A 23254-nucleotide genomic window follows, 5' to 3' on the forward strand; every position below is an offset into this window, starting at 1 on the left:
GACCCGCTATGACCCGAAGGCCGCCTGCATCAGCGTCCGGGTATAGTCGCTTTGCGGCGCATTGAACACAGCCACCCCGTCGCCCGCCTCGACCACGTCACCCGCGCGCATCACGATCACCTTGTGCGACAGCGCACGCACCACACGCAGGTCGTGGCTGATAAACAGATAGGCCAGTCCCCATTTGCGCTGCAGCCCCCGCAGCAGATCGACGATCTGCACCTGAACCGTCATGTCGAGCGCCGAGGTGGGTTCGTCCAGCACCACAAGTTTCGGGCGCAGGATCATTGCGCGGGCAATGGCGATGCGCTGGCGCTGGCCACCGGAAAATTCGTGCGGGTAGCGCCCCATCGCCTGCGCATCGAGCCCGACCTCACCCATGATCTCGGCCACCATCTCGCGACGGTTGCGGCCGGGCTCAACGCCATGGACGCCCAGGCCTTCGGCGATGATCTCCTCGACCGTCATGCGCGGTGAAAGCGAACCGTAGGGGTCCTGAAAGACGATCTGCATGTCGCGACGCAAATCGCGCAAGGCGCGCCCCTTCAGCCCGGCTATGTCACGGCCCATGAAGACGATCCGCCCGTCCGACGGGATCAGCCGCATCAGGGCCAGCGCAAGTGTGGTCTTGCCCGACCCGCTTTCGCCGACGATGCCAAGCGTCTCGCCCGCACGCACGGAAATAGTGGCGTCGTTCACGGCCTTTACATGGCCGGTAACCCGCCGCAGCAGCCCGGTCTGGATCGGGAACCAGACGCGCAGGTTTTCGGCGCGCACCACCTCGGCCGCATCCGGCGCGATGGGTTCGGGCCGGCCCTTCGGTTCGGCCGCCAGCAGTTTCTGCGTATAGGGATGCTGGGGTGCGGCAAAAATCTCGGCCGTCCTGCCCTGCTCGACGATCTCGCCGTCCTTCATCACGCAGACCCGATCGGCGATCCGCCGCACGATGTTCAGATCATGGGTGATGAACAGCATCGATAGCCCCTCTCGGGCCTTCAGATCTGCCAGAACATCCAGGATCTGCGCCTGGATCGTCACATCAAGCGCCGTTGTCGGCTCATCGGCGATCAGAAGCTCCGGCCCGTTGGCCAGCGCCATGGCGATCATCACCCGCTGTCGCTGCCCACCCGAAAGCTGGTGCGGATAGGCGGCAAGCCGGCTCTCTGCCTCGCGGATACCAACTTTCTGCAAAAGCTCGATGATGCGCGCGCGCGCCGGGGCACCGGTCAGCCCCTGATGCAGGGCAAGGCTTTCGCCGATCTGCTTTTCAATCGTGTGCAGCGGGTTCAGCGAGGTCATCGGCTCTTGAAAGATAAAGCTGATGTCATTGCCACGAATGGCGCGCAGTTCACCCTCGGACGCGCCGATCATCTGGCGACCTTGATAGGTGATGGACCCATCGACCTGTGCCGCATCCCCCAAAAGCGAGACGGTCGACAGCGCCGTGACTGACTTGCCCGACCCGCTTTCCCCGACCAGCGCCACGGTTTCGCCCTTGGACACCGTGAAGCTGACCCCGCGCACGGCGTGGATCACGCGACCGTCCTGACGGAAACGGATGTTCAGGTTATCGACGCCAAGGACGGTCATTTGAAAGTCTTCCTCGGGTCGAAGGCATCACGCACGCCTTCAAATATGAAGACCAGAAGCGAAAGCATGATCGCGAAGGTGAAGAAAGCGGTAAAGGCCAGCCATGGCGCCTGAAGATTGTCCTTGGCCTGCTGGGTCAACTCTCCAAGGCTGGGGGCCGAAGCGGGCAGGCCAAAGCCAAGGAAATCGAGCATGGCCAGCGTGCCGATGGTGCCAGTGATCAGGAAGGGCAGCATGGTCAGGGTCGCGACCATGGCATTGGGCAGCACATGGCGGAAGATGATGACGCGGTCGGTGACACCAAGCGCCTTGGCCGCACGCACATATTCAAAATTGCGCGCCCGCAGGAACTCGGCCCGCACCACCCCGATCAGCGAGGTCCAGCCAAACACAACCATCAGCGCGACAAGCAGCCAGAAGTTCATCCGCCAGATCGCCGCGACGATGATGATGACGTAAAGCGTGGGCGTCGCGCCCCATATCTCGATGACGCGCTGGAAGATCAGATCGACCCACCCGCCAAAATAGCCCTGCACCGCGCCCGCGGCGATGCCCACGACCGAGGTCAGCAAGGTCACCACCAGCGCAAAGGTCACCGACAGGCGGAACCCGTAGATCACCCGCGCCAGCACATCGCGCGCGGTATCATCGGTACCCAGCCAGTGCTGCGCGTCGGGCGCACTTGGCGCGGCGCCCCCGATGTCATTGATCGTGTTGAAGCTGTAGGGCACCGGTGCCCAGAGGATGAAGCCGCGATTGACGGGCTGCCCCTCGACCGTGCCCTTGTCGCGCGCCTCGGCCAGAAAGCCCTCGGGGTCATCCCAGCAGGCCTGCGATCCGGCCGTCATGATCAGGCATTGCACCTCGGGGTCGCGATAGGCGGCCTCGGTCTGGAAGTCGCCGCCAAAGGCGGTTTCCGGGTAGAACCGCAGGAAGGGAACATGCCATTCGCCATCAAAGCGCACCAGCAGCGGCTTGTCATTCGCAACCAGTTCCGCACAGAGCGAAATGCCGAACAGCACCGCAAAGATCCACAGCGACCACCACGCCCGACGGTTGGCCTTGAAGTTGCGCCAGCGGCGCTGGTTCAGGGGCGAAAGCGCCATAGCCTAGCCCCTCCCCTCAAAGTCGATGCGCGGATCGACGAACACATACATCATGTCCGACAGGATCCCCACGACCAGCCCCAGAAGGCTGAAGAAGAAGAGCGTGCCAAACAGCACCGGATAGTCGCGCGCGACTGCCGCCTCGAACCCCAGGCGGCCAAGGCCATCGAGCGAGAAGATCGTCTCGATGATCATCGACCCGCCAAAGAAGACACTGACGAATACCGCAGGAAAACCCGCGATCACGATCAGCATGGCGTTGCGGAAGACATGGCCGTAAAGCACCCGACCTTCGGACAAGCCCTTGGCGCGGGCGGTCATCACGTACTGCTTGCGGATCTCGTCCAGGAAGCTGTTCTTGGTCAGCAGCGTCATCGTCGCAAAGCTGGAGATGGTCGAGGCGGTGATCGGCAAGACCATGTGCCACAGGTAGTCGGTGATCTTCTGCCACCAGGGCAGCTCATTCCAGTTTTCCGACACGAGCCCCCGCAGCGGGAACCACTGGAAATACGACCCGCCCGCGAAGAGCACCATAAGCATGACCGCGAACAGAAATCCCGGAATGGCATAACCCACGATGATCGCGCCCGAGGTCCAGGTATCAAAGGCCGTGCCGTCACGCACCGCCTTGCGGATACCGAGCGGGATGGAGATCAGATAGGCGATCAGCGTCGACCACAGGCCAAGCGAGATCGAGACCGGCATCTTTTCCAGCACCAGATCGACCACGCTGATCGACCGGAAGTAGCTGGTGCCGAAATCGAAGCGCAGATAGTTGCCCATCATGATCCAGAACCGCTCGATCATGCCGATGGTCTCTTTGCGGCACTCGGGCGCCGCGGTCGTGACGGGTCCGGTGTAGCCCGCGTCGCAGACGATGCGGGCAAAGCCGAACTCGGCCTCAAGCTGGTCGATGAATTCGGGCGGCAGGCCACGGGCGCCGATATAGCCGCCGCTGTCCTGCGCACCGGCCTGTTCGGCGCCTGCGTCACCCGCCCCGCCTGCGACGCTCTTGAAGGCATCGCCCTGGCCTTCCAGCCGGGCCAGAACCTGTTCAACCGGACCACCGGGCACGAATTGCGTCAGCGCGAAGTTGATCAGCATGATCCCGAACAACGTCGGGATGATCAGCAGCAACCTGCGAAGGATATAGGCGCCCATGGGGTGCGTCTGCCTGCCCTGTTTACTTGATGGCGCCGGCGGATTTCAGTGCGGCGGCCTTGTCCGCGTCATACCACCAGAAATCCAGCTCGCCCAGTGCATAGGGCGGCAACGCCTCAGGGTGGGCATACATGTCATAGTAGGCGACGGTATGCGTGTTCTTGTACCATTGCGGTATCCAGAAGCGTTCGGCGCGCAGCACGCGATCAAGCGCCTTGGTAGCGATGGTCAGCTCGTCGTTCGAGCCGGCGGCCAGCACCGTGTCAATCAGACGGTCCACCGCGGGCGATTGCAGACCCATCAGGTTGAAGGCCGACACATTCGCTGTCTCGGACCCGAAGTACTGCTTGAGTTCCGAGCCCGAGATATAGTTCGACCGCGCATTGCCGGTGATCAGGTCAAAGTCATAGGCGGGCGGGCGGGTGCGGCTTTCCATCTGTGCCGGATCGACCTTGGTGTTCAGCGCATCGATGCCAAGTGCGCGCAGGTTCTCGATCACCGGATTGATGACGCGGTCAAATGCAGGATCGTCATTCAGCATTTCGACGCGCAGCACCTCGCCCTTGGCATTGCGACGCAGACCGTCGGCGCCAACGGGCCAGCCTGCGTCATCAAGCAGCTTCGATGCTGCACGCAGGTTCTTGCGGTCAAGCTGGCGTTCGCTGGAGACGGGGGCCATCACCGCCTCATCCGTCAGGATGGATGCGGGCAGCAACCCCTCATCGACAAGCGGCTTCAGAATAGCCGCCTCTTCGGGTGAAGGTGCGCCCTTTGCGGCGAGCCAGCTGTTTTCCCAAACCGAGTTGATACGCGCATACTGCCCGTAGAACAGCGTCTGGTTCGACCATTCAAAGTTGAACATCATTCCGATCGCCTCGCGCACGCGGGGGTCCTGGAATTTCTCACGGCGCAGGTTGAACAGGAACGCCTGACCGCTCGCCTTGTTCCCGTTCGGAAGCTCTGCCTTGACCGCATGCCCCTTGGTCAGCGCGGGAAAGTCGTAGCCCGTCGCCCATTGCTTGGCCGAATTCTCGTTCCGGAAGGTATAGACGCCGGATTTGAACGCCTCGAACGCGGCCGCGCCATCGGCAAAGTACTCGATACGGATGGTGTCAAAGTTGTTCCGGCCACGGTTGATCGGCAGATCCGCGCCCCAGTAATCGGGGTTTCGGCGATAGACGAGTGTGCGCCCCGTCTCCATCCGGTCGAACATATAGGGCCCTGATCCGATCCAGGGCTTCAGCGTGCTCTGTTCAAGATCCAGACCGTCGCGTTCGTATTGCGCCTTTGAGAGCACAGGCAGGCCACCGACGTCCTGAATCAGGTCGCGCTTCGGGAAATCCGCCCGAAAGGTAAATTTGATGCGATGGGTATCCAGGACCTCGACCTTTTCGACCTGCTTGGCCAGAACGGTGCGAAAATCGGTCAGCCCTTTGGCGAGAAACGTCTCATAGGAAAAGAGGACGTCATCCGCCGTCAGGGGCGTTCCGTCCGAGAACTTTGCCTCGGGGCGCAGGTTGAAGATGACCCAAGACCGATCCTCGGGGTACTCCAATGTTTCGCAGAGCAGACAATAGGCCGCGCCGATTTCATCCGACGTGCCGGTCAGAATTGATTCCAGCATCACCGTGGACAGCGCGGCACCGACGCCCTTCACGGAAAACGGGTTCAGCGAGTCAAACCCGCCCATCGCCCATTCGCTGATTTCGCCGCCCTTGGGCGCATCGGGGTTCACATAGTCGAGATGTTTGAAATCGGCCGGATACTTCAACTCTCCAAAAGTCGAGATTCCGTGCGCGGTGATGATCCCATCCGCCGCCCGTGCCTGAGCCGCACCGAAGCCGATGGCGAATGCCAAAAGGCCAGCCCCGAGCCAGCGCAGGGCGCTGCCTTGGTCCGGGCCGGTGGCGGCAAGGGCGAGGGCGGCGCGGCGACGTGTGTGGGGCATGGACACTCCTTCAACGGGGCGCCAAAGGGCGCCCTCTGCGAACACGGGCCGAGAGTAGCGAAAAATGTCGCCCCCTCAAGGCGCGATTGCGTGAGTTTCCGTGTGCAGCAGCGATCAACTGGCGTGGGGCCGGATTTGCCCTTTGGAATAACAAAGGCCGCCCCATTGGGCGGCCCCGTAAACTAGGTATGCTTGCTGCGCTTATTGCAGCGAGGCGAGATAAGCGACCAGATTGGCGCGATCCTCGACCTTGGGCAGGCCCGCGAAGGACATCTTGTTGCCCGGCGCATAGCCCTTGGGGTTTTCCAGCCAGTGATCCAGTTCTTCCGGAGTCCACGATTTGGCGGCCAGCGCCTTCAGCCCGTCCGAGTAGCCAAAGCCACCAACGCTTGCGATCGCACGACCCACGACGCCGTTCAGGTGCGGACCGGTGCCATCGGTGCCGTCCACCTTGTGGCAAGCCTTGCACTTGGCGAACACTTTCTCGCCCTTGGCCGGATCGGCACTGGCAAGCACCTCGGCGAAGGCAGGGCCTGCTTCGGCGGCTTCAGCCTCGCCACCCGACTCACCACCTTCGACAGCGATCGTGTAGGCTTGCGCCCCTTCCTCGCCATGGCCGCCGTGGCCCATCGAGTACAGGCTCGACCCCGCCCAGCCCAGCAGCAGAAACACGAGCAGCGACCCGCAAACCGCGCCCAGACCCTTGGTGATTGTCATCGTGTCGAACATGTCGCGTCCCGTATTGGCATGAAGCTGTCGCGGCTTCTATCCGCTTCCCCCCCTCGGTTTCAAGGTGTAGTAGCACCTTTGGCCCCGCAAATGCGGCGATTTGACCACGCTAGGCCCTCAACCGACGGCTTAGCGCGGCAATTGCGCCGGCTGAGAGCGCAAACACGGAGAACCTGACCCATGACCGGACGCATCGCCTTTCAGGGAGAGCTGGGCGCCTATTCGCATCAGGCCTGCCAGCAGGCTCGCCCGGGAATGGAGCCCGTCCCCTGCACCACCTTTGAGGATGTGGTCGAGATGACCCGGTCGGGCGAGGTCGATCTGGGGATGCTGGCAGTCGAGAACTCCACCTACGGCCGGGTGGCCGATGTGCATAGCCTGCTGCCCAAAGCAGGGCTGCATATCGTCGACGAGGCCTTTGTTCGGGTACATGTCAATCTGCTCGGCATCCGCGGCGGCAAGCTTGAAGACATCCGCGAGGCCCATGGCCATGTCGTCATTCTGCCGCAATGCGCGGGATTCCTGCGCAGTCATGGAATTCGGGGCCGTGTAAGCTCGGACAACGCCCGCGCCGCGCGCGAGGTGGCCGAGGCGGGCGATCCGACCCGTGCCGCGCTGGCGAGCGAGCTTGCGGCCGAGATCTACGGTCTGGATGTTCTTGCCCGCCACATCGAGGACCACAAGAACAACACGACCCGCTTTCTGGTGATGAGCCGCGCCTTCGACGACAGTCGCCGGGCCGACATGATGATCACCACCTTCACCTTCCGGGTGCGCAACATTCCGGCGGCGCTCTACAAGGCGCTCGGTGGATTCGCGACGAACGGCGTGAACATGACCAAGCTGGAAAGCTATATGGTGGGCGGAAGCTTCACCGCGACCGAGTTCTACGCCGATATCGAGGGCCACCCCGAGGATCGGAATGTGGCGCTGGCGCTGGATGAGTTGCGCTACTTCACCACGCACGTCGATATTCTGGGCGTATACCCGGCCGACCGCGCCCGCGGCTGAACGCGGGCCCGCGCATCAGACCTTGCGCCGGGCCGCGATCTTCTGCTCCAGCTCTTGCGCCAATTGGCCGAGCTTGGCCTCGTATTTCGCCTCGATCCGGCCGCGCGCGAGTTTCAGCGACTGCACGATCACACGCGCCGACAGGTTGCGCGGCTTGATCTCGGTCCGCAGGATGATGCGTGACTTGCGGACCGAAAGCGCCACAAACTCGGCTTCGATCATGACGTCCATCAGGCTGCCGAAGGCGTGGAACTTCATACTGGTGGGACGCTCGGCAGAGAGAAGCTTCACCTCGGCCGCACGCCGCTTCTCGCGCCACAGAAAACCGATGGCCCAGTGCATCCCGGGCGCAAAGGACGACAGCGTGTCCTTGCGCTCTATCTCTACACCGCGCCGCAGGGCTGCTCGCTCCCAGATGGCGGTGTCAGTGCAGATGTCAAACACATCGGCGACGGGGGCATCGATGTCCTTGCGGGCGCTCAGCTTCATGCGGGTTCCAGTTCTGACAGGCGGGCTTGTTCTGCCACGCGACCTTTTGATGTCAATCCAGCCGATCCGCAAGCCAGTTTGACAGCAGAAATTGCGCGATCGAGCCCTTGCGGGGTGGGCGAATAGCGGGATTCTCGCCTGCAAAGACAGAAAGCAGGTCTTCGCGGCTGATCCACAGCGCATCTTCAAGCTCGGCCGGGTCAAGCGTGATGGCCGTATCAAGCGCTTGCGCCCGGCAGCCGATCATCAGGGAGGCGGGAAAAGGCCAGGGCTGGCTGGCCAGATACTCCACCGGGCCCAGCCGAACACCCGATTCCTCGAACACTTCGCGCCGGACGGCAGCCTCGACCGTCTCGCCGGGTTCGATGAACCCCGCAAGGCAGGAATACATTCCCTCGGGCCAGCCCGGCGACCGCCCGATCAGCGTCTGGTTGCCCTTGGTGACCAGCATGATGACGACTGGATCGGTGCGCGGAAAATGCTGGGTGCCGCAGGCCGCGCAACTGCGCTGCCAGCCCGCCATCACCATCTCGGATGCAGTGCCGCAATTGGCGCAGAAGCGGTGACTGCGATGCCATGTCAAAAGCGCGCGCGCCGTCGCGACGAGTTCTGCCTCGACCGGTGTCAGGCCCGCCATCACCTGACGCAGATCGGCAAAGCCCCAGTCGGCGGGCAAGAGCGGATGCTGCTGGACGCTATTGTCGAAGATCCCCGTGGGCAGCGGCGCGCTGTCGGCGGGCGGCTCCCAAGCAGAGATATCCGTCGCAAAGACAAAGGCGCCCAGATGTTCCCCCAGAAACACCGGCTCAGGTTCGCCCTGCAGGACGGGATGATCAGGTGGCAGCCAACCGGGCGCGCCTGCGGCCATCAGTACCTTGCCCCGCCAAAGCGCGAGCACACGACCATCCGCCAGCGCCTCGGCCATCTGCGTCGGATCGGCCCGCAGATGCGCCGAACGGGAGAGCCCGCCACCACCGAACGTCACCGTCTCTGCCAGTCGCAAGATCACACCCCCGCCATCGATGCCTGTTTGCTGGCATGGCCTGTGTTCTGGCATGACCCGTGCGTCGGGTAAACCACCCTCTGGCATCGCTGGATAACGTCAATTCTGGACACAACCCTGGGGTGATTGTTTACAAGTGATTAAATTGACGTGGATTTTCCGCAGGTCATAATGACACGGGTAGCGGCATCCTCTGTCTGGGCTGCGTGTCCTTTTATCCGAGATTTCGAGTGAGTCCTGCAAATGATCCTGGCACCCATCGCGCCAACCTGCGATTGCTCGCAACGACAGATGTGCATGTCCACCTTCTCGCCCATGACTACTATGCAGACCGCGCTGCAGCCGTTGGCTTGGCAAAGACGGCGACGCTGATCGCCGCGGCGCGGGCAGAGACCTTCAGCAGCCTCTTGCTGGACAATGGGGATTTCCTGCAGGGCAATCCACTGGGGGATCACGTGATTGCAGAGATGTCAGGGGACGAAGCGAGCACCTCGACGCATCCCGCGATCCGGGTAATGAACCGACTGCGATACGATGCGGCCTGCCTGGGCAACCACGAATTCAACTACGGGCTCGACCTTCTGGAACGTGCCTTGCAGGGGGCAAGCTTTCCGATCGTCTGCGCCAATATTGCAAGGGAACTGGGCGATGGCCCGCTGCAGGACGCGCTGCTGAAACCGCCTTACGCGCTGCTGCATCTGCAGATCGCTTGTGATGACGGGCGGACGCTGCCGATATGCGTGGGGGTCGTCGGCTTTGCACCGCCGCAGATCACACAATGGGACCAGAAGGTGCTCAATGGCGCCGTTATCGCCCGCGGCATTGTCGAGGCCGCCGCCGCATGGGTGCCGCAGCTTCGGGCGGCGGGGGCTGATCTGGTGGTGGCCCTGTCGCATTCAGGTATCGGTGCCCCGGATGAGCCGGTGATGGCCGAGAACGCGACCGGCGCGCTCGCGCTGATCCCCGGCATCGATGCGATCATCGCCGGACACAGCCATCTTGTCTTTCCGTCAGGCAGTTTTGCAGACCTGCCCGGCGTCTGCCTTGCCGATGGCACCCTTCACGGGGTGCCCACCGTCATGCCGGGGTTCAACGGCTCGCACCTCGGGGTGATCGATCTGCGACTGCAGCATCAGGACGGGCGCTGGCGCGTGGAAGGATCGCTGGCAGAGGCGCGGCCCATCACGACAGATACCCCTGATGATCCCGACATCGCGGCCGCAGTGCACCCCGAACACGAGCGTGCCGTAGCACATGCACGGCGGGCCATTGGTCAGAGCCCGATCGCGATCAACAGTTTCTTCGCCTGCATCGGCGCCTCAGCGGCACTCGATGTGGTGGCACGCGCCCAGATTGCCCATGTCGCGGCCAGTATCGCAGGCCGCCCTGAGGCCGACCTTCCGATCGTTGCAGCGGTGGCACCCTTCAAGGCCGGGGGGCGCGGCGGGCCCCTCAACTATACCGACATCCCGGCGGGCGAGATCGCGCTGCGCCATGCCTCTGACCTCTACATCTTTCCCAATACCATCGCCGCCCTGCGTCTGACCGGGGCCGAGTTGCGGGAGTGGCTGGAAATCTCGGCCGGCATCTATCACCAGATCCTGCCCGGCTCTTGCGATGCCCCGCTGATCGACCCGGATTTTCCCAGCTACAACCACGACCGCATCTTCGGCCTTTCCGCCATGATCGATCTTTCGCAGCCTGCGCGCTATGATCGGCACGGAATTCTGCGCAACCCCGCTGCGCACAGGGTGCAGAGCCTGACCTACGCAGGTCAACCCGTCGATGCAGGGCAAGAGTTCATTCTGGCCACCAACAGCTACCGCGCGGCGGGGTCCGGTGGCTACATTCAGGCCGATCCTTCGCGCCATCTGGATCTTGGCCGGACCCCGATTCGTGATCTGCTGATCCGGCATCTGGCCAGCGGGGCGATCCCGGATCAGCCAGAGGCCCCCTGCTTCAGATTTCGCCCCATGCCGGGCACCTCGGTCAGCTTTGCAACTTCTCCGGCCGCCACAGCGCATCTGGATGACATCGCCGATCTGCGCCCCGAACCCCTCGGGCTCGATCCGGATGGCTTTGCCCGCTTTCGCCTGCATCTTTGATCGGCTAAGGGTTCCGCAACACGCGGAGAAGCCGATGTTCGATGCAGTCATCTTCGACCTGGACGGAACCCTTGTGGACACCGAGGCCGTCGCCCTCGACCTCGGGCGGCGCTGCCTGATGTCCATGGGGCATGAGCCCGATGATCAGGTGTTCCATCAGATGATCGGCAAGGATGGCCCGACCAGCGATGCCATTCTGGTTGCCGCCTATCCGGGGCTGGACCTTCCGGCTTTTGACAGGCTTTGGCGCGGCGGCTTTGAGTCGGCGATCGAGAATCACCTGCCATTGAAGCCCGGCGTGCATGACCTGATCGCCCGGATCGCACAGCCCATGGCCCTGTGCACCTCGTCGCGCCGGGACAGTGCGCTGCGAAAACTGGCGCTGGCGGGACTTGAGACCGCCTTCCGTCAGGTGGTTGCACTTGAAGATGTGCAGCGTGCAAAGCCGCATCCCGAGCCCTATCTGACCACGGCGGCCCGCCTGGGCGTGGCCCCGGCGCGCTGCGTGGTCTTTGAGGACAGCGAGACCGGCGCCGCCGCTGCAAGGGCGGCGGGTTGCATTGTCGTGCAGGTGCCCGACATCCTGCCTGCAACCGGCGATCATGCCCATCACGTCGCCCCCACGCTGCTTGACGGTGCGCGCCTGTGCGGGCTGATCGGATGAGCCGTTCACGCTGGCCACGTCGGCTTCTTCTGGTCCTCGTGGCCGGGTTTTGCCTCGCCGTGGTCTTTTCCACCTGGTTCTCGCATCGGCTGCTGGTCGAGGTGCTGACCGGGCGCGCCTTTGGTGCGCCAGCCGAAGCCATCGCCGATCCGCTGGTCATGGGCTATCGCGGCGACCCCGGACAGGCATTCGGCTTGCCATTCCAGACGGTCAGCGTGGATACTCCCGGCGGACCGGCGCCCGCCTGGTTGATCCCTCCGGCTGCCAATGCAACACCCGACGGAACTGCGGCAATTTTTGTCCACGGCATCGGTGGCGCGCGCGAGGACGGCTATCCCTATCTGCACGCCCTGCATGAGGCAGGCCTGCCGGTTCTGTTGATCACCTACAGAAATGACCCCGAGGCACCACGTGCCCCCGACGGTCTGCGCCTTTTCGGATTGACGGAATGGGAGGATTTGGACGCCGCCGCCCTCTGGCTGCAGGCGCGCGGCGCGCGCAAGATTGTGCTGGTTGGCGCCTCGATGGGGGGCGGGATTGTCGGGCAGTTCCTTGCGCGCTCACCAAGGGCCGATCAGGTCAGCGCGCTGATCCTCGATGCACCTGCACTCGATGCGCAAATGGTGCTGGGTCATATCACGGACGAGCTGAAACTGCCGCTGCGCAGCCTTGGCGCGAGGCTCGCGATTCCCGCCTTTGCCCTGACGCATGGGGCCAATCTGGCGCAGGCCGCCGTGATCCCGGTGGTGGCCGGGTTCGATGGTCCCGTCCTGCTATTTCATGGCGCGGCGGATCGTATCGTGCCACCTGAGATCAGCTTTGCCGTGCTTGAGGCGCGCGATGGCGGCACGACCATGCTGCACACCGCGGGCGATCATCTGCAAAGCCATCTGGTCGAGCCCGAGCGGTTTGACCGGATCCTGCGTGGCTTCCTCGGCGCGCTGCCGCGCTGAAGTTTGCCGCGGCGCGACCTCTATCGCGCCCCTTGCGCTTGGTCACGTCATGCCCTATCTGACGCCTTGAGAGGTTGGCGCGGGCGAGCGCCTCGCCAACCCGGTCAGGTCCGGAAGGAAGCAGCCGTAACGAGCCCCGCTTGGGTCGTTGTCCAGCCTCTCACCCCCTCCCCCCAAATCGTGTTTTCGGGCCATCGCTAGATGATGGTCACCAGACCCGGTTTCTCGGGTTGCGGTTTTTCCGCGCCGTCGGCCAGTGTCACGGCATGGCCGCCATAGACCCGTGCCGCGTTCCCCAGCAAGGTGCCCGCAATCAGCCAGGTGATCGGGGTCAGCGTCGCATTCGGAATCAGGTCGATGATGTTCATCGTCACGGCAACCGCCATTGCCCCCAGCAAGGGAAACTCGCTGCTTTCCACCGACCGGTATTTCGAAGCCGCCCGATACATCAGAAAAACTGGCGCGCAGAGCAACAGGAACGCCGCCAGATAGCCGACAAGCCCCCGCACGCCGAGGAAGATCACCCAAAGCCCATCGGGAATGTTGACGGTATCGCCATCATAGGGATCGACGTTCAGCGACCGACCCGAACCGCCCCAGCCCATCATCGGCTTTTCCAGCGCCCGTTCGAGCAACTTTTCCTCGTTCATCAGGCGGAATTCAAGGGAACGCCCGCGCTCGGGCGATATGCTCATGGCGAGATCGACGATCCCCTGCAGCGGCATGAAGGTCGAGGAGCGCAGGACAGGGTAGGCCGTCGCGAGTGTCACGCCGATACAGCAGATCATCAGCACCCGCCGCGGGTTGGCAAAGCCGATCAACGGCGCAAAGATCATCGACAGCAGAAGTGCGCCTGCGGATTTGCAGATCAACAGCAGAAGCGCGAGATAGGCGACCGTAAGTTTTGCGCGCAGCGAACGGTCGGTCTTGGCCAGTCCGACTGAGAAGACAAATGCAATCGAGGTGATCGAGGCCACCCACAGGGGGTGTTCAAGGAACACGATCGGCCGGTAGCCGCCATAGCGGATCGTCTGCAGGAAGTCGTGCTGGAAGTAGCCATAGACCCAGACGTTGATCTGCGGGCTGAGCCTGACCTCGATAATCATGGGGATCGAGTAGAAGAGCATCCCCAGGACAACATAGCCGCAAAGCATCTTTGCTCCGCGGTAGTCGTGCAGATACCGATAGCCCAGAAGCAGCGGCAGAACCTCGATATAAGCCCCCATCACTTCCTTGACGCCGCTGGCGACCGTCAGTCCCGGCCTGACGGTATTGCCCTCGATCAGGACATCGCCATTCAGAAGATCGGTAATAAGCGGTGTGACGATAAAGACCGCCAGCAGGACCTTGACGATGGGACCCATCGGCGGCGGATCGGCAACTGTCTTCTCGTGGCGTTTGCTGGCGAGCAGGATCGCGGCAACGATCGCGGGGATCGAGTGTTTGTCGAAACCCGGAATGCCGGGAAGGTAGAAGGTAATCAATTGCGGCAGCAGCAGATAGCCCACCACAAGCGAGAGGATCAGCGCCTGTTGCTTGTCGAACTTCGTGAACAGCCACAGCATGACCGCCGGCCAGATGAGCAGCACAAATCCCGCCATGCTACTGCTCCGTCCTGGCCCGGGGTTGTGCTCGCACGCAGAGATGCTCCAGTTTCGATGACCTGCAGGGCAAGACATCTTGTATTCGATTGGACCGGAATTGCAACGCAGCGACGGGCCGGCGATCACGGGTTTTGCCGCGCCCTGCAACCACCCACAGTTTGCAGGTGCAGCGTCGCCCTTGATCCGCGCCTGGCGCCAGCATAGTGTGACCGCGTTTTCCGCCAGCCGGCAGACCGGGCTGGGATTTGCAATTCCACATCCTTTGAAGGACGGCCGCGCGTATGAACCACTGGATCCTGATCGTCACCGCCGCCGGCGCCAACGTCGCCCTGAACCTGTTCCTGAAGAAAGGTGGCCAGGGCCTCGATACGACGAACATCGGCACGTTGATCCTTTCGATCCTTGGGTCTGCATGGATGTGGATGGCGGTCATCAGCGCGGCTGCACTGCTGACTGCGTTTGTTGCCGCGATACGGACCTACTCGCTGAGCCTGACCTATACCGCTGTGACGGCCCTCGCCATGGTCACCCTTACGATTGTCGACGCGATGATCCAGCATGAAACCATCGGCATCGGTCGGTCGCTCGGGCTGGGGCTGATCGTCTCGGGCCTGCTGGTCACCGCCTTCGCGACAACCTCGGCCTGAGGCATCCTGACCGCACGCTCAGCGCACGGCCAGAATGAAGATGAGCAGCATCAGGGCGCCGCAGATCAGACCCACGCGGTCCTTGATCGTGAACACAATCGGATCATCTGACATATGCCCACGGCGGGTAAGCATCTGCATGCGGCCAAGCCAGAAGAACAGCACGGGACAGATGAGCAGCAACAGGTTTGGGGTGCCGAAACTCGCCTGAACCTGCGGGTCCTGCGAGTAGAGCGCAAAGACCAGCACAGCCGCCTGCGCCGCGCCGACAGACATGGCCTGCAGGATCGGCAGATCACCCGCCATCATGTTCCGCCCCGCCGTCTTGTCGGCCCCGCGCGTCACCATATCCTCAAGCTCGGCCTGCCGCTTGATCGTGGCCAGCGAAAAGAAGAGGAACATCGAGAAGACCAGAAGCCACGGAGAGAGCACGATGCCAGTCGCCGCGCTGCCGGCGACGATCCTGAGGGTATAGAGCGAGGCCAGCGCCACGACATCGACCATCATCTTGCGCTTGAGCAGGAAGGAATAGGCCGAGGTCGCAATGAGATAGATCAGCAGCGTCCAGAAGAACGCAGCCGGCAGCAGGACCGCAGCCACCAGCCCCGAAACCGTCAGCAGACCCACGGCAAGCATCGCCCCGCTACGCGCGCTGGCATCGCCTGCGGCAAAGGGGCGGTGCTTCTTGCGCGGATGGGCGCGATCCGAGGGCAGGTCCACCAGATCGTTGATGATGTAGATAGCCGAAGCTGTCAGCGAGAAGCAGACCATCGCCAGAAGTGCCGCCGGCAAGTGGGCAAGGTCGTGTGCGGTCAGCACCGGCAACAGCACTAGCAGGTTCTTGGCCCATTGATGCGGTCGGCAGGCGCGCAGCAGGGCAGGCAGTTCTGACTGCCCGTCGCCGACGCGCTGCAGACGGATGCCCTGCGCCTCGGCCTGACGTTCGGTTGCGGGGGCCACGCGGATCCCATAGGCCTTGCGTGCCGCTGCCCATACCGGCACATCCGCCGCACTGTCGCCGATATAGTCGAACCCCTTCGCACCAAAGCGCCGGACAAGGTAGTCGGCCTTCGCGTTCCCCGAGAGGTTGTCGGAAACATCGTCGGAACCGGTTCCCACGGCCTCGTCAAAGAGGCCAAGGTGACTTGCAATCGCCGACACCTGACGCTGCTCAGAGGCCGAGATCAGCGCGACTTTCCGGCCCTCGGCGCGGGCCGTCTCGATCAGTGCGATCACATCGGCATCATAGGGCAGCTGATCAGGATCGATGATCTTGCGATCGGCCAGTGCCGTCTTGAACGCCTTCTTCCCCGAGGCCAGCCAGGATGGCAGGCTGGCGATGGCGCGCGGGCTGGATGCGAAGAGACCGATCAGCGCCTCATGCATCGTGTCAGTCCGGCACAATGTGTGGTCAAGATCGACAATCAGCGGAATGGCGACCGGCGCCGGGCGCTGATCCTGCAACCCGTAGTCAGGGACAAATGCCTGGGTATCTTCGGCGGACATCGACTAATTTCCATTCAATTTCATTTCACGTCATGCCAGAGCGTTACGCTGGCATCTGCGGCATGTGGCGATGCCGCAGAGTTCAGGATGCGGGCTCCAGGCGCGATGCGCGCTGTGCCGTCCGGCAAATCACCAGATAGATCGTCAGCATCAGCAGAAGCGCCACTTCGCGCGACCGGGCGAGATCTGCCATGTCGAGACGTTCCCATATCCGCTGCGGGAAATAGATCACCATCGCCAGAAGGATGATCGACACCAGTGCCAGAGGCTTGCCACGGGATGCCATCAACAGCGGGAAGGTCATGATCGCGAGCGGCGCAAGATCATAGTCATGGGCGTAGATCAGCAGAACCGAAATCGCCAGAAGCGGGCCGATCAGCCAGACCGCATCGTAGGACTGGCGATAGCGATAGAGGATCACTACGGCAACAATGGCCACGGGCAAGGTGGAGGGGATCAAAATGCCCTGCCCCGCAAGCAAGCTGCGGATACCGAAAACATGCTTGAACGCCAGCGTGTTGTAGGTTCCGTCCTGATAGTCGATCAGCGACCTGACCCAGGCCACCCATGATCCTTCAAGACCGTTCACCCAGAGAGGCCAGCCAGACATCACGACAACGGTCACGGCCGATGCCGCGATCAGGGTCCAGCGGCGGTCCATCAGAAACCAGAATCCGACCAGAAACACCAGTTGCGGCTTGATGGCGCTGATGCCCAGCAGGACGCCTGCGACAAGATCAAGACGCTTCGTCGCAAACAGCCAGCTTCCCAGCAGAAAAGCCGCCGAGAACAGGGTCGTCTGCCCCATCCAGACCACATGGGCGGTAAAGGGATTTCCGATGACCACTGCCCAGGTCACGATCTCGGCCACGCGGAGATTCTGCGCAGCAGCATCGGCGACCGATGGCGTCAGGCGGATCGCGTGATGCACAAAGGCGAGTATCCCCAGAATCGAGGCAAGGTTGATCGCGCCAATGATCAGCTGGCCCATGCTGATCGAGCCGACCGACATCGCCAGTGAGAACGGGGCAGAGTTTGGCGGATAGGCATAGCTGACCGACTGGATATCGGCGATCGTGCTCATCTGCGTCTTGAAGCTGGCGGGATCATAGGGGGTAGATCCATCCTCCCACATCTCGCCCGAGACGTAGAAATACATGGAATCAAACGCGAAATTCCCACCGCCACGCGCAACACCGGCGTAGCCGAACATCACAAGCGCAGCGACCCCGAGAAGAAGCATCACGACGGGCAAAATGTAGGACATCCTGGTGGAAGACGTCGCAGGTAAAAAATGCACTTGTCACCTCACAGTTGAACGAACGCGGAAATGATTCGTCAGAAATCTTCAATGCACCTGCGGCATTCTGGCTGACATCGACCATCTTGTCTATTCTTGCAGGCCAGATGCGCTTTGACAGTGCCCCCGTCCTGTGGCGAAAATATGGGGAAAAATGGACCGATCCCGCCACCTCGGCATGGGTCAGGGACGACCGCGCAGGCCCAGCCTGATCTGCTTTTCAATCTCGATCAGGGCAAGGAAAGCCGCCCCGACCCCCACGATCAGAAGCCCGTCCGACAACGCAACCGGCTCTGTCCCGAAGACCTTCTGAAGTAGAGGCACGTAGGTGACAGCGACCTGGGCTGCGGTAATCGCGGCTGTCACCGTCCAGATGACCGGGGTTCCCCGCACTGCGCTCCATGTCAGCGATGTGCCGTGAATATTGCGGATGAAAAATAGATGGAAGATCTCAAGCACCACCAGTGTGTTCATGGCCATGGTCTGCGCGAGCGCGAGCGAATACCCCCGGTCGAGCGCATAGGCGAAGACGCCGAAGACTGCAGCCAGAAACAACCCCGTCACGAGCACGACATGCCAGCCGAGCGCCCCCGACAGGATCGGCGCGTCGCGGCCGGGTGGCGGGCGCGACATGGTGCCCGCCTCTGTCGGCTCGAAAGCAAGGGCAAGGCCCAGCGTGATGCCGGTGATCAGGTTCACCCACAGGATCTGCACCGCCGTCACCGGCAAGGAGAGGCCCAGAAGCAAGGCAACCACGATCACCCCGGCCTCACCCGCGCTTGTAGGCAACTCGAACCCGATGACCTTGCGCAGGTTGTCGCGGACGGTGCGCCCCTCGCGTACGGCGGCGGCGATGGTGGCAAAGTTGTCATCGGCCAGCACCAGATCGGCCACCTCTTTCGCGGCCTCAGATCCTTTCTGGCCCATGGCGATGCCCACATCCGCGCGCTTCAGCGCCGGGGCGTCATTCACCCCGTCACCGGTCATCGCAACAGACAGACCATTGGCCTGAAGGGCCGCGACAAGGCGCAGCTTGTGTTCGGGGCTGGTGCGGGCAAAGACATCGACGCCCGCCACCTCCAACGCCAGCTCAGCATCGTCGAGCCCATCGATCTCGGACCCCGTGAGCACCCGGTCAGGGGTCTGCAAACCAACCTGCGCCGCGATGGCGGTGGCGGTTCCCGCGTGATCCCCGGTGATCATCTTGACCCTGATGCCCGCTGCCCGGCATTCGGCCACAGCGGCAATCGCCTCGGTACGTGGAGGGTCGATCAACCCGACAAGCCCCAGAAAGGTCAGTCCTCCCTGCAGGGTGGTCTCATCGATCTCTATGCCGGTCTCCGCACGCTCGGCCAATGCCAGCACGCGCAGGCCACGACGCGCCATGATCTCGGCCCGGGTGTGCCAGTGGTGCAGGTCGATCCCTGCGCACATCATCAGGACCCGTTCAGGCGCGCCCTTCACATGGGTCAGACGACCGCCCTCCCCCTCGGTCAGAACGGCCATGAAGCGATGGCGGCTGTCGAAGGGCACTGTATCAAGCCGCCGCGCTGCCGGTTGACTGCCAACCTTCCGGGCAAAGGCAAGCAGCGCCCCCTCCATCGGATCCCCTTCGACGGTCCAGCGGCCATCCTTGCCGCGCAGATGCGCGTCATTGCATAGCGCCGCGGCACAGGCGAGGCGGCCAAGGTCGCCTGCGGGCGTGATCGTGCCCTCGGGCGCATAGCCATCGCCGCTGATCGTGAAGATGCCTTGGGGGGTTTCGGCCACCACCACAACCATCTCGTTGCGCGTCAATGTGCCCGTCTTGTCGGTGCAGATGACCGAGACCGATCCGATCGCCTCGATTGCGGGCAGGCGGCGGACGATCGCATTGCGCCGCGCCATCGCCTGCACACCGATGGCGAGCGCAATGGTCATCACGGCGGGCAAGCCTTCCGGTATTGCGGCCACGGCGACGCCGACCACAGCCATGAACATATCGGGGAAGGCATGGTGCCCAACGAAAGTGCCATGAACCAGAAGCAGAGCCGAGGCGAGCAGAATGAAGAGCGACAGCCAGCGCGCAAAATGATCCATCTGCGCCACCAGCGGGGTGGTCAGCTCATCCACGTCCGCCAGCAGACCGCCGATGCGCCCGATTTCAGTCGCAGCGCCAGTCGCCACGACCAGCCCCCGTGCGGAGCCATGGGTCACCAGCGTTCCCGACCAGAGCATCGAGCGCCGATCCCCTAGCGGCGCATCCATGGCAACCGGGTCGGGCGCCTTTTCCACCGGGACCGACTCCCCGGTAAGGATCGCCTCCTGCGCCGACAAGCTGCGTGCGACCAGAATACGAAGATCAGCCGGAACTTTGTCGCCAGCCTCCAGCAGCACGACGTCGCCGGGCACGAGGGCGGCCCCGTCGACGCTCAGGCGCAGGCCATCGCGCAAGACCGCAGCCCTCGGGGCCAGCATCTTCCGGATCGCGACCATTGCCGCCTCGGCCTTGCCCTCTTGCAGGAAACCGATCGCCGCATTGGCGAACACAACTGCAAGGATCACGCCGGTATCTACCCAGTGCTGCATGGCGCCCGTGATGATCGCCGAGCCAAGCAGCACATAGATCAGGACATTGTTGAACTGGTCAAAGAACCGTCGCATCGGACCGCGCGTCCGCACCGCGGGCAGGCGGTTCGGACCTAGCTCGTCCAACCGGCGCGACGCCTCGGCCGAGGTCAGCCCATCAGAGGCGGATTGCGTCGCCGCAAGGCATTCAGCCACATCAAGGTGATGGAATGCAGTCATGCGAAGGCCCGGTCAAAGGGCGCACCGACGTGGTGGCGCCGGTGCAAGGTCGCATGTGCAGCCTATCACGGCCTTGATCTGGCACAAGGTCGGCGCGCGCCGTTCAACCCTCGCGGATCACGCAGCGGAAGCTCAGGTGGCTTGTCGAGGTGTCGATCGCCTCGGCATGGCGGGCGGCAGGGCGATAGCGTTTGCAGTAGTTTGGCGCGCAAAGATGCGAGCCCCCCTTCAGCACGCGCCGCGGGATGCGGATCGCCGGAAGCGTCGGATCGAAACTTGCCTCCATCGGTCCGCCACGCGGGTTTTCGGGCACACAGCAGGCCTTGGCGACATCAGGGCTATGGGCGGTGCTGAACCAGTCCTGCGTCCATTCCCAGCAGTTACCGATCATGTCGAGAACCCCATATCCATTTGGCGGGAAGGCCGTGACCGGGGATGTGCGCTCATATCCATCGAGCGCGAGGTTCTCGACCGGGAAGGTGCCCTGCCAGGTGTTCGCCATCTGCCGCCCATCGGGGTTCAATTCATCCCCCCAGGCGAACTCGGCGCCATCGAGACCGCCACGCGCGGCGAACTCCCACTCTGCCTCGGTCGGCAGATCCTTTCCGGCCCATTTGGCATAGGCCAGCGCATCGGCATAGGCGACATGCACAACGGGGTGATCATCACGCCCGTGAAGGGTGCTGCCGGGCCCCTCGGGATGGCGCCAGTTCGCCCCCTTGCGAAAGTCCCACCACTGGCTCCAGTCCTGCAGGTCACGGATTCCGGGCATCGGCGAAAAGACCAGCGAACCCGCATAAAGCAACTCAGGCAGCGCGCCGGGATAGTCCTTGGGGTCAGGCTTTTTCTCGGCCACGGTGACATGGCCCGTCGCTTTCACAAAGCGCTTGAACTGGGCGTTCGTGACCGGGGTCGTATCAATCCAGAAGCCGCGCACCCTTACGCGATGCACCGGCGCCTCTTCAGGGTAGTGGACATCCGATCCCATCCGGAAAAGCCCTCCGGGGATCCAGGTCATGTCACGCAACCGCCGGGCCTGCCTGCGGTCATCCGCCAAGGGTGCGGGGTGCGCGTCGTCTGGCATAGTCTTCCTCTCGTCTGTTCCGGCCCGTCCTGGTCCCACTGCCTGTCTCGTGTAGGTCAGGGCGCTGGCGGGAATACCGTTTTCCAGTCGCGGGCCATGTCGATTACCACCCAGCCCTTTTCGGGCGCGTCGGTCAATGCCTTGTCGAGCTTGCCGATATGGCTTTCACGATCATAGGCGAATTCGCGGGCTGCGTCGGTATGGTGAAGGATCAGGCCCAGTCGCGGCCCTTCGGCGGCGGTGACATATTCAAGCATCTGGTAATCGCCATCCGAATTGCCCACTGCAAGCACCGGACGCTTGCCGATGTGCCGATGGATGCCAACGGGCTTGCCGGGACCATCGTCGACAAAGAAGATGCCGGATTCGCGTACCATCTGGGGCTTTCCGTCGATCACTTGGTAGCTTTCCGCGATTTGCGAGCCGACCACCTGCTGGGGCGGAATCCCGTAGGCACTCTCGACCCATGGCCGCATGAAATCGATGCCGCCGCCCGAGACGATCCAGGTCTCAAAACCATTTGCGCGCAGATAGGTCAGCAGCTCGACCATCGGGGCATAGATGGCCGACGTGTAGGGCCGCTCCAGCTTTGGATGTCGGGCCGTGGCGATCCAGTCCTTGACGATCGCCTCGAACTCGTCGGCCGTCATACCTGAATGCGTGGCCGCGACAAGCTCCATCAAGCCTTTCTGCCCGGCTTCGGCAAGGGCATGCATGTCGCCGTCAAGCACCGCCTTGAAGGGCTGGGTCGTTGTCCATTCAGGATGGTCGGGCGCAAGTGCCCGAACACGGTCCATCACGAACATCGCCTGAAAATACATCGGCTGCTCAGCCCAGAGCGTGCCGTCATTGTCAAAGGTGGCAATGCGGTCAGCCGGCGCGATCCAGCCCGGGGACCCTTCGGTCGTTGCTGTCGTGACAAAGTCGACGACTGCTTGCTTGACCGGCCCGTCCGTCCACGACGGCAAGTCATCCGCACGTGCTGCACCCAGCGAAGCCACGGCGATCAATGCCGAAATCAGGATGGAACGCAGCATAAGAAATCTCCTGTCTTACCGGTGCCTGCCATGCGTCCGGTCAATCGGCCTGTCACTGTCGCGATCCTATGGTCGTGGCCGCCCGGCGCAAGTCGGACCATGGGCCTACCGCCGCTCAGGCGAGCCCGATGCGGGCGAGGATCGCGCCAACCTCTGCCGCACCGACAGGCTTTCCAAGCACCTCAAGCGCCCCGTGCGCCAGGCAACTGTCCTGCACGCCCGCACGTTTGACCCCCGTGATCATGACCACCGGCACCTCGATCCCGCGTGAGCGGACCTCGGCCAGTACCTCGGTTCCGGATGCGCCCGGCATGTGTACGTCGAGGATGATCAGGTTGGGCAGTTCCGTCACCAGGCCCGCCAGCATATCGGCGCCGGTTGCATAGACAGTGCAGTCGCATGACATCGCTTCGACCAGCCGCCGCATTGCGCGCAGCACGGACGGATCGTCATCCACCACCCAGACCGTTGGCTTGCCCATGTTGCGGCCTCGCGTTTCCTGCCTTCATTCTGGCAGACTCGTCACCGGT

The 23254-nt window shown here is 62.9% G+C and carries 19 protein-coding genes and 1 other RNA gene; 6 read left to right on the forward strand and 14 right to left on the reverse strand.

All coding sequences use genetic code 11. From position 1 onward, the window contains the following. Positions 1 to 6 precede the first annotated feature (6 nt). The 5 genes from FQU74_RS12590 to FQU74_RS12610 all read right to left on the reverse strand — a co-directional run bounded on the left by FQU74_RS12590 (position 7) and on the right by FQU74_RS12610 (position 6534). Complete coding sequence (locus tag FQU74_RS12590; RefSeq protein WP_146286821.1) at positions 7 to 1590, reverse strand: ABC transporter ATP-binding protein; 1584 nt, start codon at positions 1588 to 1590, stop codon at positions 7 to 9. Next, positions 1587 to 2696, reverse strand: a complete 1110-nt coding sequence (locus FQU74_RS12595) for an ABC transporter permease (RefSeq protein ID WP_146286822.1) — start codon at positions 2694 to 2696, stop codon at positions 1587 to 1589. The genes FQU74_RS12590 and FQU74_RS12595 overlap by 4 nt, the downstream gene beginning before the upstream one ends. A gap of 3 nt (positions 2697 to 2699) precedes the next feature. Then, positions 2700 to 3857, reverse strand: a complete 1158-nt coding sequence (locus FQU74_RS12600; RefSeq protein ID WP_146286823.1) for a microcin C ABC transporter permease YejB — start codon at positions 3855 to 3857, stop codon at positions 2700 to 2702. Between the two features lie 22 nt (positions 3858 to 3879). After that, positions 3880 to 5805, reverse strand: coding sequence for an extracellular solute-binding protein (locus FQU74_RS12605; protein ID WP_146286824.1), 1926 nt, complete (start codon positions 5803 to 5805; stop codon positions 3880 to 3882). Positions 5806 to 6006: 201 nt separating this feature from the next. Further along, complete coding sequence (locus tag FQU74_RS12610) at positions 6007 to 6534, reverse strand: c-type cytochrome (protein WP_146286825.1); 528 nt, start codon at positions 6532 to 6534, stop codon at positions 6007 to 6009. Between the two features lie 180 nt (positions 6535 to 6714). On the opposite strand from FQU74_RS12610, the gene FQU74_RS12615 reads away from it, so the two are divergent. Further along, positions 6715 to 7545 carry a prephenate dehydratase gene (locus FQU74_RS12615; RefSeq protein ID WP_146286826.1) on the forward strand — a complete coding sequence of 277 codons (831 nt, stop codon included), beginning with the start codon at positions 6715 to 6717 and terminating at the stop codon, positions 7543 to 7545. Positions 7546 to 7560: 15 nt separating this feature from the next. Here the strand turns inward: FQU74_RS12615 and FQU74_RS12620 are convergent, their stop codons facing one another. After that, positions 7561 to 8034, reverse strand: a complete 474-nt coding sequence (locus tag FQU74_RS12620; RefSeq protein ID WP_146286827.1) for an SRPBCC family protein — start codon at positions 8032 to 8034, stop codon at positions 7561 to 7563. Positions 8035 to 8086: 52 nt separating this feature from the next. After that, a complete protein-coding gene (gene nudC, locus FQU74_RS12625) occupies positions 8087 to 9037 on the reverse strand; it encodes an NAD(+) diphosphatase (RefSeq protein WP_146286828.1) in 951 nt (316 codons plus the stop codon). A gap of 230 nt (positions 9038 to 9267) precedes the next feature. Here nudC and FQU74_RS12630 point away from each other — a divergent pair, with 230 nt between their 5' ends. From FQU74_RS12630 to ffs, 4 genes are all read left to right on the forward strand, one after another. Continuing rightward, positions 9268 to 11142, forward strand: a complete 1875-nt coding sequence (locus tag FQU74_RS12630) for a bifunctional 2',3'-cyclic-nucleotide 2'-phosphodiesterase/3'-nucleotidase (protein ID WP_146286829.1) — start codon at positions 9268 to 9270, stop codon at positions 11140 to 11142. Positions 11143 to 11176: 34 nt separating this feature from the next. Continuing rightward, positions 11177 to 11806, forward strand: coding sequence for an HAD family hydrolase (locus FQU74_RS12635; protein WP_158635582.1), 630 nt, complete (start codon positions 11177 to 11179; stop codon positions 11804 to 11806). Further along, positions 11803 to 12759 (forward strand): alpha/beta hydrolase family protein, encoded by a 957-nt coding sequence (locus tag FQU74_RS12640; protein ID WP_146286831.1) that lies wholly within the window; start codon positions 11803 to 11805, stop codon positions 12757 to 12759. The genes FQU74_RS12635 and FQU74_RS12640 overlap by 4 nt, the downstream gene beginning before the upstream one ends. 68 nt (positions 12760 to 12827) lie before the next feature. Then, positions 12828 to 12924, forward strand: an RNA gene (gene ffs, locus FQU74_RS12645) — signal recognition particle sRNA small type. A 32-nt stretch (positions 12925 to 12956) separates the two neighbouring features. Here ffs and FQU74_RS12650 read toward each other — a convergent pair. Then, on the reverse strand, positions 12957 to 14360 hold the full coding sequence (locus FQU74_RS12650) for a hypothetical protein (RefSeq protein ID WP_146286832.1): 1404 nt from the start codon (positions 14358 to 14360) through the stop codon (positions 12957 to 12959). A gap of 284 nt (positions 14361 to 14644) precedes the next feature. On the opposite strand from FQU74_RS12650, the gene FQU74_RS12655 reads away from it, so the two are divergent. Continuing rightward, positions 14645 to 15010, forward strand: coding sequence for a hypothetical protein (locus FQU74_RS12655; protein WP_146286833.1), 366 nt, complete (start codon positions 14645 to 14647; stop codon positions 15008 to 15010). A gap of 18 nt (positions 15011 to 15028) precedes the next feature. Here FQU74_RS12655 and FQU74_RS12660 read toward each other — a convergent pair whose 3' ends face one another. The 6 genes from FQU74_RS12660 to FQU74_RS12685 form a co-directional block, all read right to left on the reverse strand. Further along, on the reverse strand, positions 15029 to 16516 hold the full coding sequence (locus FQU74_RS12660) for a UbiA family prenyltransferase (RefSeq protein WP_146286834.1): 1488 nt from the start codon (positions 16514 to 16516) through the stop codon (positions 15029 to 15031). An 82-nt stretch (positions 16517 to 16598) separates the two neighbouring features. Further along, a complete protein-coding gene (locus FQU74_RS12665) occupies positions 16599 to 17783 on the reverse strand; it encodes a glycosyltransferase family 87 protein (RefSeq protein ID WP_146286835.1) in 1185 nt (394 codons plus the stop codon). A 216-nt stretch (positions 17784 to 17999) separates the two neighbouring features. Continuing rightward, complete coding sequence (locus FQU74_RS12670) at positions 18000 to 20603, reverse strand: cation-transporting P-type ATPase (RefSeq protein WP_146286836.1); 2604 nt, start codon at positions 20601 to 20603, stop codon at positions 18000 to 18002. A gap of 103 nt (positions 20604 to 20706) precedes the next feature. Next, positions 20707 to 21621, reverse strand: a complete 915-nt coding sequence (locus FQU74_RS12675; protein WP_206665026.1) for a formylglycine-generating enzyme family protein — start codon at positions 21619 to 21621, stop codon at positions 20707 to 20709. A 122-nt stretch (positions 21622 to 21743) separates the two neighbouring features. After that, entirely contained in the window at positions 21744 to 22724 is a 981-nt protein-coding gene (locus FQU74_RS12680; protein ID WP_146286838.1) for an HAD family hydrolase, read from the reverse strand. A 115-nt stretch (positions 22725 to 22839) separates the two neighbouring features. Continuing rightward, positions 22840 to 23205, reverse strand: coding sequence for a response regulator (locus FQU74_RS12685; RefSeq protein ID WP_146286839.1), 366 nt, complete (start codon positions 23203 to 23205; stop codon positions 22840 to 22842). Positions 23206 to 23254: the final 49 nt, after the last annotated feature.

This window comes from Gemmobacter aquaticus, assembly GCF_007859075.1.
GTDB lineage: Bacteria > Pseudomonadota > Alphaproteobacteria > Rhodobacterales > Rhodobacteraceae > Gemmobacter > Gemmobacter aquaticus.